The following is a 13,693-nucleotide window of genomic DNA, read 5'->3' as shown; positions in this document are numbered from 1 at the left end:
AATCGCATATGAAATTTTTATCTTTAACCGTTGCCTTTTTGCTTGTTGGTTTATTTGCCAGCGCACAGGTACTGCCATCTTTCCAGCTAGGCATTAAAGCTGGTGCAAATTTTTCGAAATTTGATAGTGAAAACACTTTTAACAGTAATAACCGTGCAGGCTTTTATGGTGGTCTTTGGGCCAGGGTAGGTGCAGCAGGGGTTTACTTTCAGCCGGAGCTTTATGTGTCGGGGAAAAAAGCAGATTTAGTAAGTGAGTCAACGGGTGAGGTAAATAAAGTGCGTTTTACAAGTTTAGACGTGCCTTTATTGGTGGGTACCAAGTTTGGTGCTGCCGGCATTGGACTTCGTTTAAATACCGGACCGATGTTTTCGCTAATATTAGATGAAAACCAGAGTTTTGGTCAGGCTGCAGGAAGTGTTTTCAAAGCCGACTTTAAAAATCAAGCTATGGCCTGGCAGTTTGGTGCAGGTTTAGACCTTAAAAAATTAAGTTTTGATGCACGTTACGAACTGGGTTTATCAAAAATCAATAAATCAGGTTATCCTGGTACTAAGTTAAACATATTTACAGTGGGCTTAGGTTATAGGATTTTGTAATCTTAGTTGATTATTCCCAGGATACGTCACCCTGAATTCATTTCAGGGTCTTTAGATTAAAAAGATGCTGAACCAAGTTCAGCAAGACGATTATAATTAAGCGAACTCAATAAAGAAGAGGCAGATGAATTAAATTTATCTGCCTTTCTTTTTATTCCTCTTTTTCCAATTCAACCTCTGTGAGCTCGTAGGCAAACGATCCGTTTTTTGGTATAATAGGTGTGGCCCTGCCCACGCTCAATGCCTTAATAAATGAGGCGCCGAAATAAAATATCAATGAAGAGTAAAATACAAAAAGCATAATTACGATAATCGATCCGGCCGATCCGTAAATATTACTGATGTTACTCAATGGCAATAAAATCCTTAAAATATACTTTCCTGCGGTAAAAAGGCATCCGGTTAACAAACCTCCTGAAATTGCTGCCCGCCAGGTAGGCCGTCCATTGGTTAAATACCTGAAAAGGATGGTAAACCAGGTGGTTACAATCAGCACAAATACAAACTGATTAATGATGGAAGTTAACACCAGGCCGAAAGATGGTGCGCCATTTTTTAAATAGGCACCAATATAAGCCTGCACACTATCGGCCAGTAAACCGATAAAAAATAATATCCCCGCCAATAAGATGATGGTAACCGATATGGCTCTCGATTTAAGCGTATTGATGATTCCTTTTTTATCTTTTTGGCCTATATTCCAGATCTGCTCCAGCGAGTTTTTAATCACATTGAACAGGGTGGTGGCTACAAAAAGGAAAAAAATAAAACTAAACAAGGTAACGTACCAGGCCTGATCGATACCGCGAATGTTTCTTAAGGTCGTTCTGATCTGTAAAATACTCTCATTGTCGAGAATACTGGCCAAACGTTCGAAGAGGTGGGTAGCCAATAATCTTCGATCGGTAAACATCCCGAAAAGCCTGATCAGGATAATTAATATTGGGGGTAAGGCGAAATTGGTGAAAAAAGCAGTAGCACCGGCCAGACGTAAGGGATCATTCTGCTGAAATAAATTAAATGCTTTTCTTATGGTTGAGAAAAAAAACTTCAGATCTTCTGTTATCGATGGCATCACTCCTGCGTTAAACTCAAAAGGCCGAAAATAGTAAAAATACTTTATTCAGCCTTTTTTATGCGTGTAAAGATTCTAGTTTGTTTTGGTGAAAACCAGCAAGGTTTTATCGCCATTTAACAGATATAGCTTATTATCAGTTATTTTTGCGCTATTCACCTGATTAAGGGCATGTAAATAGGCGCGTTCTGCAGCATCAGTTTCCTGACAGAACATTTTTGTGCCGAAAACATTTTTAACGGTTATTTTATTATCTGCAATTTCTCCCTGTCCGCCATAGTTGTTACAGAACGATTTTCCGCTGATCCTCAAACTATCAGCAAAGTTTAGCGTTGCTTTTGCAGCTGTGGGCAAAGTTAAGCCAGGTAGTTCGCTTAACTCCCATTTGGTATTGGTAAAGCTTGCCGGATCTAATTTTTCTTTACAAGAACTCAATAATAAGATCAGCATTCCGCAGAAGATAAGGTGTTTCATAATACGAGGTTTAAATGATTTCCTTTGTAGCATCAAAAACTAAACCATAAAAAGAAAAAATTGCCTTTTGATTAAAGCGAAACTGATTTCTCCATCTTCATCCAATGGTGTTTTATGCCATCGTAATCGAAAAGATTGATCTTCTTTAAACCAACTTTTTCCAAAACATGGATAGAACCGAGGTTTCTGATATCTGCTATACCAAAAATCTCATAGAGATTGAGTTCATTAAAACCATAGTCTCTTGCCGCGATCGCAGTCTCTGTAGCATAACCTTTTCCCCAAAAACGTTTGCTAAACCGATAACCCAGATCGTAGTAATCAATATGGTTATTGGTAAATTCTTTAATCAATTTTAAGCCCGACCAACCCACAAAATTACCTGTTGCTTTTTCAATTACCGCCCATCTGCCAATGCCATTTTCTGTGTATTGTTTTCTGATAAATTCGATATCGGCTATACTCTGTGCGATAGATTTTAACGGTTTATTGCCCAGATAAAGATGCACCTCGGGGTCACCATCCATTTCAAACATACCTTCGGCATCTGCCGGTATTAATTCGCGCAAAATTAAACGTTCCGTTTCAGCAAAAATCTTCATGGCCAGTTTTGGTCTTATCCTTCAAAATTAGGATAATTTGCCAATTTTACTTTAGGCTATCTTCGTAAATTGGTCCATATATACTGGGCACTTTATTTCCGGTAGCACGTAAATAAACAATCATTTCACCACGGTGGTGGTAGATGTGGTTCATTAAAAAGCCCCGCACGACCTGAATCCTCGGCATGGGTTCGAGAACAGTTTTGCCTCCGGCGGTCATCTTCCAGTCTTCGAACATGCTTTCGTCGGTTGCCGATTCGATACTTTCTTTTGCCCGGCCAAAAGCACGTTCAAATTTGCCAATAATGTTGTCGATATTGCTGGTGTCGACTTCGTCGCGCTGGTAGGTATCCATATTAAACTCATTGCCATGGAAAGTACCCGGGTACCAATCGTAAATTTCGGCAATGTGCGTGGCCAGCTGGGCTGTAGTCCACGAGTGCGCAGAGGGTTTAAAATCTAAGGCACTGTTGGGTATTGCTTTTAAAAGTTTGCGGGTGCTTTCTACCTCATGAAGAAATTCACCTAAAAGAGATTTAACTATCATCGTTTTATTTTTCTAATGACCGCGAAACAAAATGTTACTTAGTAAATAAGCTAAAGCGTCTTTTGGTTTTAAAAAAACGCAGATCTACCTATTTTTCAACCTTTAAGATTGAAAAGGACTTGCCGCAAGTGGCGTGTTCGGTTTTCTTTTCAGAATGAATGCGGCGATTAATGAAACCAATATACCAACAGGTAAAATTTCCAGGTAGGTAAACAAAATAACCATTACCGGATTTTTATACAATTTTTGATTAACCGCAAGCTCTTTGGCTTTTTCAGCAAGTTTTGCTGCCGATGCACCACTGGCTTTAGCTTCTCTCATGGCCTGAGCAACATATCTATCCATAAAATCTGGCATAAATACATAATAATCAACCAGCCATACCAAAACGTAAATGGTGGAGGCGATCAGGCTGATGTATAATCCGATTTTAAAAGCTTTACCAAAAGTGATCAGGCCATCGTTATACTTATCACGGTAGTTTTTGATGCCCACAAAAATAAAGGAGAAGGCCAGCACCATAGAAGCGTAGCCGATAAGCATGCTGTGTTCCAGGCTCGGGTCGCTGTAACATCTGGCCATAGAAAGTACCATTAAAACAGAGACAATTAAGCCAGCGATCAATCCGAATACAATTACGTTCTTTTTCATCAGTATATAGTTTGTTTTTTAATTGTAATGAAGCTATCATGAGTACTATTCATGTCTGTCTGTGAGCGTTTGCTCATGATGGTTTCATTTGTTTATAATTAAGAGATTAGACCACAAAATTGCTCCCATTATTTGTTTTAACCCTCATACTTTAGGGTGATTTTTAAAAAATAGCGCTATTTTAATACTTAAGTACGAGTTGTTTAAGGGATGATGCTGAGTTTTTTAGCCATTTCTATGGCTTGTGTTCTGCGCTTTACTTCTAGTTTTTCGAAAAGCCTGGCATTGTGTGTTTTGATGGTATTTAGCGAAACGAATAACTTTAATGCAATTTCCTGGTTGCTCAATCCTGCTGCCATCAATTGTAAAACTTCTAATTCTCTTTTACTGATATTAAGCCTGATGAGTTCTTTTTCGTTAAGGATAAATGTTCCCCGTTCGGTAAAAATCTCCTTTTCAATTAATATGGTTTTAGGTTTGGTTAATTTAAGCGCCAGCCATATACCCAAAGCAGTAAAAATAACTGCTATTGAACCCGCATAAATTTCGAAGGCATGGTTAATAATGATAAAACGAAGCTCAAGCCACTTTAATAAAAAAAGTAAAACAGCCAAAAAAACGCCATAAAGGATAATGCTTTTGTTTTTAACCAGAAAATTCGAAATGCCTGCCATGGGGATAATCCTTTAATCAAAAATAAGGAATTTTGCCAGAAGACGAACGTCTAATCTTATCATAGCAAAGCCGAGCTGCAGAAGTTAAAATGCAACTGATTCATTTTGAATTATTTTTTTCAATTGATGCGGTAATTTTCTGGTGACTTTGATAACAGAAAAGCAATAAAGATTATAAATTAGCGAAAAATATATAAATAGCTATACTCATGAAAATTACGCTTTATGCACTCTTACTTTCCGTTGTTTTATTTGGCTGCGGTAAATCAGAAAAAACCTACAAAGCCAGAACATTTGCTGCAACTGACGATTTTAATGTTTTTCCGAAATCGAAGAAAAATGTCCTGACTATCGTAAAAACAGATTCAGGTGCTGTGACTACAGCCGATCGTTTCGCTATTCAATACAAGGATACCACGATTATTGTTGATGACGCGCCAAATGCTGCTGCACAGAAATTTATTGTTGCATCATTCATCAATACACAAAAAACTGCCGTATTGGTTCAGGTAGCAAACGAAACCGGAAAAATGGCGCCGTTTTATATCATTGCTGTTAATGATGGAAAAACCGAAGTGGTAAGTCTGAACAAGCCATCAAAAGGTGCTGAAGATAAAAAATATACAAATGGCTTAGAGGAATTAACCCGTAGCAATATTTTGGTTAATAACGATTTCTTTATCACAACGATCAATTCGAGGGTTTATCCGGTTAAAAGACAAAATCCTGATGAACGTATCCAGGGGAAATTTTTTATGTATTCCAGCGATAAAACAACATTAGCCTTTTTAACCGCTAATTCTTTGTACCAGGTAAATACGGCAACAGGCGAAACTTTTAACCTGCCATTACCAGCAGCATTAATCAATGAACCTGAAACCCTTGTTGGAAATATTCAAAGAGATTATACCTGGGTAGTAAATGCAAATGGTACTTCTTTTTTAAAGAAAGGTGCTGATGACGACCGCATTGTAGATATTAAAGAGTTTAACCACTAATCTAACTGCCATAGTATCTTAAGAACAGATAACAATGAGCTTTTACAACAGGTACAAAAATGGAGAAACGCATCGTGTTTATACAGACATTGAAAAACTAGGAGAAGAGGCATTTTCTCCTAGTTATTATGCTGACGTTGAAAAAGTATTGATTGAAACCTTTCAAAGGGTTAGGTTCAATCTTGAGATTATCTACCAAGAACTTAAAAATATTGATTACGTTTTCTGGAAAGATAAATCGGGAAATGACGAAGCATTATTAAAGCCATTCTCAGATACAGACGAGCTACTTGATATATTGGAGCGAAACATTGAGCCAATCGGAAAGTTACCGATATCAATGAAAATGTTCTATCAGATTGTAGGTTCCTGCAATTTTGCATGGAATTATCAAAGAGATCCAAACATTCTATGGGAGATGTCAGATGCTATCCAGATAGCCCCTTTAACAGATTGTGTTTCACAGGTAACCAATAAATATTGGTTGGAAGAAATGGAAGAATATATTCAAGATGACGATTTTGGTTTTGCTTTTCTGGATCTTTCGGCTGATGATCTTCATAAGGATAACGTTAGTGGGGGAGCACCATATGCTTTGCAGTTAAATAAGGGGAAAAGTATTGATAGTCAGTTTTTAAATGAACCTAATGAGACAACATTTATCAACTATTTGAGAATTTGCTTCGAGAGTTGTGGATTCCCCGGTATGACTTATGCTGATAATAAAGTGTTTCAAGAATTTTATGATAAAGTAAAGCCTCAATTGCAAAAAATATAAGCTTGCAATAAAATTGGTTTATGAATACACAAGTCATGGTGTCCTTAAGGTCGTTAAAGTTTTAAGTGGTTTTAATCGCCAGGACTAAACTACCATTGTTCTAAAGGTGAGGTTTATCCTTGGTTTACTTACTTTTTTCGTTGGCGGAAGGCGGTGCAGCCAGTTCGTTTGCGTTTCATCTTTCATCACCAATAAACTTCCATTTTCTAAAAATAAGGTTACGGTTTCTTTAGTTTGTTTGTGTTTGAAAAGAAATCTTCGCTCGGCACCGAAACTGAGTGATGCAATGGCCGAATCTTTTGCTAAAGCCTTTTCATCATCGCTATGGTAGGCCATTCCTTCATCACCGTTGTGGTATAAATTAAGCAAACAAGAGTTAAAAGTAGTACCTGTTTGCTCCTCTGAGATTTTTTTTAAATCCAGTAATTCCTTTGTCCATGGTAAGGCCATTTTCGATTTATTGGAGTAGGTATAGGAATAGGCTTCATCTCCATACCAGGCTACTTTTCTTTTGGTAATAATGTGTTTGCCCATAATAAAAGCTTCGTCATTCTTCCATTCAATGGTACTCATCAGCGCCTCGAAATAATGATCGGCTTCTGATATTGTGAATAATTTGCCATAGTAATTTACGGTGCCGCCATATGGGAGCAGATTTTGATTAATATCTATTGTGGTGTTGAATAAATCCATTGTTTGTATGCTGTTTTTAAGCAATGCCCGCAGGGGCGGTAGCCATGTTGAAGTACTTCTTCTACAGAACGGAAAAATACACGGTTTTCTTTCTTCATCCGTTTTCCCGAGCTGCATTTAAGTAACCCGTAAATCTTCAATCTGGCATTTCCGCCTAGGCAAATAGCTTTGCTTCTCAAATACTTTTTTAGTTCTTCCGTTGAAATATCGACATGTTTGATCATACAGGGCTAAACATTTGTTTTTGCTGCTTCCCAACCAATCATGGCCGTTTTTCGGTTTAGCCCCCAATGGTAACCGCCCAATGCACCGCTTGATTGTATAACCCGGTGGCAGGGAATGAGAAAGGCTACGGGATTATCGCCAATGGCCGTACCTACCGCTCTGGATGCATTAGGATTATGCAATTGTTTGGCAATGTTGCCATAGGTGGCCAATTTACCCATAGGTATTTTTAGCAAGGCTTCCCAAACTTTTAACTGGAAATCCGTCCCTTTTAAATGTAGTTTAATCTGGTGCAGTTTGCTCCAGTCGTGACTGAAAATGTATAACGCATTTTGCTGTTCTTTATCCAGTATCTGCTGATATTGAGCGGATGGGAATTGGCGTTGCAGATTTGCTAAAGCAATCTTTTCATCATCGTAAAAAGCGATATGGCAGATTCCTTTTGAAGTGCTGGCTACGATAATGTTGCCGAACGGACTTTCTGCAAAACTATAATTGATATGAAGGTTTTCACCGCCGTTTTTATATTCTCCAGGTGTCATCCCTTCGATGTTTACAAAAAGATCGTGCAGTCTGCTGGTTCCTGATAGGCCGGTTTCTAATGCGGTATCGAATAAACTTTGGTTTTCTTTCAGCATTTCTTTGGCATAACCAATGCTAATGTATTGCAAAAAACGTTTGGGCGTAGTGCCTGCCCATTCGCTAAATAATCTTTGGAAATGAAAGGGGCTTAAATTTACTTTCTCTGCAATTTCTTCTAAACCAGGCTGTGTTTTAAAATTCGCCTTGATGTAGTTTATGGCTTCTGCTATCCGGTTGAAATTGATTTCTTCTTGTGCTTTCATGATCTTGAATAATTTATATCCAAAAGTAGTTTGGAAAGAAAAGGTAAACTACCCGAAACTTGCTAAGTTTAACCGTGATTTTAAAACCCGGTTTATTTAATTTCATTTCCAATTAATTTTTTCGCCCTCGCAAGATCGGTATTTCCATTGAGGTCTATCTCAATAAAATATGGTACCTGCCATTGCTGGGTTTTTTCGGCCTGTTTATTTGTTGGCGTATCCCAGGGAGGGTAAACCCTAATCCCGCTTTTACCTTCTACTCCATTTTTGGTAATCATTTTATGTGCTACCAATATGGTTTTTGGAAAAATAAACTGGCCAGCTTGGCCAGCGCTTTTCGCTGATATTATTAACAGGTCGAATTCATCCTGATCGTTAAAAGGTGTTGTAATGCCTGCTTCATTGCGCTTCCATATGGTTACAAATTGTCCGGTTTTAGTTGGGGTGATTTTCGAAAGGCGGTGTCTGATTTTTAAACCGTTTAATTCAAAGGCACAGGCTGCATATGCCTGACTTTCATTTTCTAATTGTAAGTTATTTATTTGATAACCCAAAGGACTATAAACTAAATTGGATGCCGTTAGTAATATCGATGGTAATTGGTTTATGGCACTTTCTTTTGGAGGCATATTGACTGGTAAAATAGGAGGCGAAAGAAATTGGGCGAAAATAAAGACTTTTTATCTCAATAACTTTTAGTGTTATTAACAAATCTGGCATTATTGTCCTTCGATCGATCTCCCGATGATGGGTTTAAATGCTTGTTGTTATCGTTTATCATAAGCTGATAAAGCTAACCATCTCCTCCTGAATAAAAAAATCATATGCTTAGCCTTCTGCAAATTTTGGGTGATTAAATCTGATCAATGAATTGTGTAATGGCTATTCATTTTCCACCTGATCGCACAGATTGCGCGACGTAAATTACAAATCAACGCTTTTCTGCGAAATTTGCGGGATAGGCACGAGTAAGCGAAAGTGTTTTAAATTAGACTAGCCAAAGCTTTTCTTCCCTTTTTACCAACAAGTATCTGTCATCGTTTAAAATCAGATAACCATATTCATAGCAGAAAATGTAGGTGTTCCCATTATGGGTTTCATAACTATAGGTATGGTATTCAAAATTAAAGCCTGCCGTAATTAGCTTTTTACGGGTAATCTTGGTTTTTCCAGTCGGATTCAGACCAGCAAGTATCGCACGATTCTTTTTTAATATGCTATTTACCCGTTTGATCACAAGATTGTCTTCAACCTTTAAACGATTGTTGTAATTGTTGCGACAAGCGTCGTCGCAGTATTTTTTATCGGCCCTTCCTCTAATCAGGGTTCCGCAGTCTAAACATAAACGTTCCATAATAATTTCTTTTTTATTATGGGATGATGACCTAATTTATAAAATAAAACGATGGAATAAAAAAAATATAAAACATCTCCTAGAGGCTTTAAACGCATGTTTTCCGTGTATAAACGTTTATAAACGACTATAAATGTTTACAATCCGACTAATTTTTGATTCTCGTGGCAATTTTGTTCTGTCAGTTGTCGTGGTGACCGCTGTTCGTTAAACATTTAGAAACTTAAAATTTAAAGATCATGGAAAGTGCAGTTAACAAAGTAGTATTGAGCGGATTTGCCGGAGCAGATGCAGATGTAAAGACTTTTGGAAATCAAAAATTAGCGAGGGTTAACCTTGCGATAAATGAAACCTACAAAAATGCTGCGGGTGAAGAAGTTAAAAAAGTACAATGGTTTAATTTAATTTTTTGGAACGCAAAAGCAGATTTGGCCGAAGCCCAGATTAAAAAAGGTACAGGATTAACTGTAGAAGGCAGATTACAGGCAAATAATTATGATGGTAAGGACGGGAAAAAACGTTATGCCGTAGAAATCGTAGTTGGTGATGTAGTAATTAGGGAAAATGAAAAACAAGCTGCCTTTTAGCTTACGAAAAAATCGCATCATGTAAATTTGATTTATGTGATGCGATTTAAAATTACAATTTAATAGATAAGCCTGTGTAAAAATTAATTCCTGCAGCCGGGTTAAAATACCGTCCATTTGCGGCGTTTAAATCGTTGCCCAAACTGTAATTAACATTTAAGAGATTGTTTAAACCTGCAAATAAATCAAGGCGAGTGTTACCTAACCTTAGGTTTTTTATTCCAGCTTTTACTTCCAGCAGATGGTATCTTTTAGAAAAAGCGGTATTGGCATCATTTAGCGGAATAGCTGAGGTATAGTTGTGCTGGGCAAAGAGGTAAAATTCTTTCCAGAAGTTAAATTCGAGACTATTCACCCAGATATTTTTTGGAACACCGGTAAGCTGATTACCCGCATAATTGTTAGTGCCGCTTACAAAATCTTCAAATTTAAATTGGCTCCAGGTATAATTGCTCCTGAGTTGTAATCCGGTTAACCATGAATTATTGTTTTTGATAATCCATAAGGCTGTTTCCAGTTCTATGCCTTCTTGTTTTGTCCCGCCTGCATTGATGAAATATTCAGTGTCATTTTGATTTAGCCTTCTTACAATGGCATTTTTTAACTGATAATGGAATACATTCCCGTTGGCATAAAAACGGTTATCCGCTGTTTTATACCTTAAGCCCAGTTCATAATTCCAGCCTGACTCAGCCTGAAGGTTATTATTGATGTTATTATCAGACGATCTTACCTCTGCGATAGTAGGTGTCGAATAACCTTTACTTACCGAGGCCCTAATCGATAGATCATTTGAAATTAAGTAAGATAGCGCAGCCTTTGGCATAAACTGCGTATTAAATTTACGCTCTTTTGTCGCAATGACTGCAGGGAAGTAACTTTCATAGTTGTAGCCAAAAAAGTTTAAACTTGAAGCAAGTTCGATCAGGAATTTATTGGTGATATCGAAGTTTAACCTGATGTAAGCAAAATCCTGACTGGCTTTTAAGCGATCTGAAGCTTGCATGGCAGTAGCTTCACCGCCATTATTATTAAAGTTTTTAATCTGACTTTTGGTGGCAGCGCTTTCTAACCCAATTTGCGCATTAAATTTAATGTTTTCTTTGGCCTGCGCATATTCTAAAAATGTTCTGAACCCGAGCGTACTTTCGTAGCGCTTTTCGTAATTGGTTATAAAGGGGTTCTTGAAGTCGGTATAAGAGGTGAATAAAGCAATAACATGTTTTAACTGCCTGTTAATCTGATAGGAATTAGCTATTCCCCCGAAAATGGTTTTATTGTAAATGGCAGCTTGCTGCGAAATGGCTCCAGGTAAGGTTGCTGTTGCCGGACGGGCCAGTTTAGGATCCTGATCTAATTGTGCAGCCGTTAATCCACCTGGTGTTTCGTAATTTAAATCGCTGTAAAAAGCAAAAGCCTTTAAACTGCCTGCATTGCTATAATTCCATTGCTGCAAAGTTTGAAAATACTTTCTGTCCATTGCACTGTTTTGCCGATATCCGTCACTTCGCTGATAGGCTTCGCTAAAACTGAAACTGTACTTTTTATATTGCTGTTTGATGGATGCTGTTTGATGAAAGAGACCATAGGAACCTCCAATCGCTGAAATATTAATTTCATTGTGATTCATGGCGGGCGGATTAATCAAAATCGCACCGCCTGTGTTTGCACCAAAAATACTGGCTTCAGGCCCCTTGTAAATTTCCATCATACCTACTGCAGAAACGTCTAAGGCATTGAGGTAGGTATTTCCACCTGCATCAGTTAGTGGGAAATCATCAATGTAAATTTTAATATTTCGGATGCCAAAAGGAGAGCGTAATAAGCTCCCACGGAGCGATAGGCGATAGCTACCTGGCGAACGTTCTTCCATTCTTACACCAGGAACAATATTTAAAGTGCTCACTAAGGAGCTGCTCTGCTGATTTGCGATTAAATTGCTGTCAATCAAATTTACAGCTGATACCGATCTTAATAAAGAATGCGAATTGTAATAACCTTTAACGGTAACTTCTTCAAGTTTTTTTACGGAATCAGGTTTAAGGACCTGCGCAAAGCCAGTAAGTGAAAGAAGGATAAACAGTAAGGTAAAGTTCGATTTCAAAGGGGAAAGGGATTAATAGTTTAGCCACAAATCGGCAGATAAATTTACTGCATATTCTGCTAATCTGTGGCTAATTGATAAACTATTTTGCTGCTACTTTCCAGATTGTACCACTCACATCGTCGGCTAGCAATAAGGCGCCATCTGGTGTTAGGGTAACGCCAACCGGACGGCCATAAACTTCTGCCTTATCCTGATCGGCGATAAAACCAGTTAAAAAATCCTCGGGTTTTCCAATTGGTTTGCCATCTTTAAAAGGTACAAATGTTACTTTATAGCCAGAAATTACCGACCTGTTCCATGAGCCATGTTGACCAATAAATGCACCACCCTGATATTTTTGCGGAAATTTAGTGCCTTTGTAAAAAGCTAATCCTAAAGAAGCGGTATGTGCGCCTACGGCAACATCAGGAGCTATAGTTTTTTTAACCAACTCCGGGTTTTTACCTTTTAAACGGGGATCTTCATTTTGTCCAAAATAAGCGTACGGCCAGCCATAAAAAGCACCTGGTTTAACACTGGTAATATAATCTGGTACCAAATCGTCGCCTAATCCGTCGCGCTCGTTAACAGCTGTCCAAAGCATATTCGTTGATGGAGCCCAATCTATTCCCACAGGATTTCGCAAACCACTGGCATAAATGTTTTCTCCGGTCCCGTCGGGGTTTATTTCTAATATATTGGCCCGTCTTACTTCATTTTCCATTCCATTTTCGCCAACGTTGCTGCCTGATCCAACGGTAATATAAATTTTGCTTTTATCTGCATTGGTAATTAGATTTCTAGTCCAATGATTGTTGTATCCACCGGCGGGTAGGCTTAGGATTTTTTTTCCTGTAGCGGTGATTTTAGTGTCGCCGGTTTTATATGGATATTGCCATAAGCCATCGGTATTGGCTACGTAAAATGAATTACCAATAATCAGCATTCCGAAAGGTTGATTAAGACCATTCAAAAATGTAGTAACGGTTTCAGGCTTGCCATCTTTATTTTCATCCCGGTATAAGAGAATGGTATTGGCACTTTTTCCTGGTACTTCTGATTTTGCTTTGCCTGTTATGGTATTGGCAACTGCTTCTACAGTGCTTCTTTCCGAATTAGAAAGCGCCACCAATACATCGCCATTTGGGGCAATATAAGTATGGCGTGGACTTTTAATGTTCGAAGCAAATTTGGTTACCACAAAACCTTCAGGAGCAATAGGGGTTTTACCTTCTGGCCAACCGATAACTTTGCTAAATTTGCTTTTGGCTGCATTGGTATCGGGTGCGGGCAAATCTACAGCGCCATTTTTAGTCGTAACGGTTGTATCTTCTCCCTGTTTTTGTGAATTAGAATTGGATTGACATCCAAAAAGGACCGCAGTAGAAAGCATTGATGCGTAAAAAATATTGTTTTTCATGTTAACCGGTTTTTGATTAAGAACTTATCTCAAAAAATATAACATCGAAAACGGAGAGAAGTTTTTAGCCAGGGCAAAATTGCCA

General features: G+C 38.1%; 17 protein-coding genes. 4 read left to right on the top strand and 13 right to left on the bottom strand.

The window, feature by feature from the left end; genetic code table 11:
* Positions 1-8 precede the first annotated feature (8 nt).
* Positions 9-599 (top strand): porin family protein, encoded by a 591-nt coding sequence (locus tag AC07YT_RS08320; protein ID WP_086545047.1) that lies wholly within the window; start codon positions 9-11, stop codon positions 597-599.
* Between the two features lie 151 nt (positions 600-750).
* Here the strand turns inward: AC07YT_RS08320 and AC07YT_RS08315 are convergent, their stop codons facing one another.
* The 6 genes from AC07YT_RS08315 to AC07YT_RS08290 form a co-directional block, all read right to left on the bottom strand.
* Positions 751-1,674: a YihY/virulence factor BrkB family protein gene (locus AC07YT_RS08315; RefSeq protein ID WP_086545048.1), complete on the bottom strand. Its 924-nt coding sequence runs from the start codon at positions 1,672-1,674 to the stop codon at positions 751-753.
* 75 nt (positions 1,675-1,749) lie between these two features.
* Entirely contained in the window at positions 1,750-2,148 is a 399-nt protein-coding gene (locus AC07YT_RS08310; RefSeq protein WP_494945271.1) for an META domain-containing protein, read from the bottom strand.
* A 71-nt stretch (positions 2,149-2,219) separates the two neighbouring features.
* On the bottom strand, positions 2,220-2,750 hold the full coding sequence (locus AC07YT_RS08305; protein WP_086545050.1) for a GNAT family N-acetyltransferase: 531 nt from the start codon (positions 2,748-2,750) through the stop codon (positions 2,220-2,222).
* Positions 2,751-2,796: 46 nt separating this feature from the next.
* Entirely contained in the window at positions 2,797-3,297 is a 501-nt protein-coding gene (locus AC07YT_RS08300) for a DinB family protein (protein ID WP_086545051.1), read from the bottom strand.
* Positions 3,298-3,399: 102 nt separating this feature from the next.
* Positions 3,400-3,948 (bottom strand): DUF4199 domain-containing protein, encoded by a 549-nt coding sequence (locus tag AC07YT_RS08295; protein WP_086545052.1) that lies wholly within the window; start codon positions 3,946-3,948, stop codon positions 3,400-3,402.
* Between the two features lie 203 nt (positions 3,949-4,151).
* Positions 4,152-4,622 carry a response regulator transcription factor gene (locus AC07YT_RS08290; RefSeq protein WP_086545053.1) on the bottom strand — a complete coding sequence of 157 codons (471 nt, stop codon included), beginning with the start codon at positions 4,620-4,622 and terminating at the stop codon, positions 4,152-4,154.
* A 209-nt stretch (positions 4,623-4,831) separates the two neighbouring features.
* Here AC07YT_RS08290 and AC07YT_RS08285 point away from each other — a divergent pair, with 209 nt between their 5' ends.
* A complete protein-coding gene (locus tag AC07YT_RS08285) occupies positions 4,832-5,620 on the top strand; it encodes a hypothetical protein (protein WP_086545054.1) in 789 nt (262 codons plus the stop codon).
* A gap of 34 nt (positions 5,621-5,654) precedes the next feature.
* Positions 5,655-6,398: a hypothetical protein gene (locus tag AC07YT_RS08280; protein ID WP_086545055.1), complete on the top strand. Its 744-nt coding sequence runs from the start codon at positions 5,655-5,657 to the stop codon at positions 6,396-6,398.
* Between the two features lie 84 nt (positions 6,399-6,482).
* Here the strand turns inward: AC07YT_RS08280 and AC07YT_RS08275 are convergent, their stop codons facing one another.
* The 5 genes from AC07YT_RS08275 to AC07YT_RS08255 form a co-directional block, all read right to left on the bottom strand.
* The gene (locus AC07YT_RS08275) at positions 6,483-7,091 is read right to left on the bottom strand and encodes an alpha-ketoglutarate-dependent dioxygenase AlkB family protein (protein ID WP_086545056.1); all 609 of its coding nucleotides are present in this window, start codon (positions 7,089-7,091) and stop codon (positions 6,483-6,485) included.
* Positions 7,067-7,315 carry an Ada metal-binding domain-containing protein gene (locus AC07YT_RS08270; RefSeq protein ID WP_086545057.1) on the bottom strand — a complete coding sequence of 83 codons (249 nt, stop codon included), beginning with the start codon at positions 7,313-7,315 and terminating at the stop codon, positions 7,067-7,069. The genes AC07YT_RS08275 and AC07YT_RS08270 overlap by 25 nt, the downstream gene beginning before the upstream one ends.
* Before the next feature lie 6 nt (positions 7,316-7,321).
* The gene (locus tag AC07YT_RS08265) at positions 7,322-8,161 is read right to left on the bottom strand and encodes a methylated-DNA--[protein]-cysteine S-methyltransferase (protein ID WP_086545058.1); all 840 of its coding nucleotides are present in this window, start codon (positions 8,159-8,161) and stop codon (positions 7,322-7,324) included.
* Positions 8,162-8,253: 92 nt separating this feature from the next.
* On the bottom strand, positions 8,254-8,790 hold the full coding sequence (locus tag AC07YT_RS08260) for a MepB family protein (RefSeq protein WP_086545059.1): 537 nt from the start codon (positions 8,788-8,790) through the stop codon (positions 8,254-8,256).
* 359 nt (positions 8,791-9,149) lie between these two features.
* Entirely contained in the window at positions 9,150-9,515 is a 366-nt protein-coding gene (locus tag AC07YT_RS08255; protein WP_086545060.1) for a hypothetical protein, read from the bottom strand.
* A gap of 239 nt (positions 9,516-9,754) precedes the next feature.
* Between AC07YT_RS08255 and AC07YT_RS08250 the strand changes: the two genes are divergently transcribed.
* On the top strand, positions 9,755-10,102 hold the full coding sequence (locus AC07YT_RS08250; protein ID WP_086545061.1) for a single-stranded DNA-binding protein: 348 nt from the start codon (positions 9,755-9,757) through the stop codon (positions 10,100-10,102).
* A gap of 52 nt (positions 10,103-10,154) precedes the next feature.
* Here AC07YT_RS08250 and AC07YT_RS08245 read toward each other — a convergent pair whose 3' ends face one another.
* Both AC07YT_RS08245 and AC07YT_RS08240 read right to left on the bottom strand, forming a co-directional pair.
* A complete protein-coding gene (locus AC07YT_RS08245; RefSeq protein WP_086545062.1) occupies positions 10,155-12,206 on the bottom strand; it encodes a TonB-dependent receptor in 2,052 nt (683 codons plus the stop codon).
* Positions 12,207-12,288: 82 nt separating this feature from the next.
* Positions 12,289-13,608 carry a PQQ-dependent sugar dehydrogenase gene (locus AC07YT_RS08240; protein ID WP_086545063.1) on the bottom strand — a complete coding sequence of 440 codons (1,320 nt, stop codon included), beginning with the start codon at positions 13,606-13,608 and terminating at the stop codon, positions 12,289-12,291.
* Positions 13,609-13,693: the final 85 nt, after the last annotated feature.

The sequence above is a fragment of the Pedobacter sp. GW460-11-11-14-TSB4 genome, from assembly GCF_059423705.1.
Note: the sequence above shows the minus strand (reverse complement) of the source record. Positions and strands in the feature narration are given on the sequence as shown.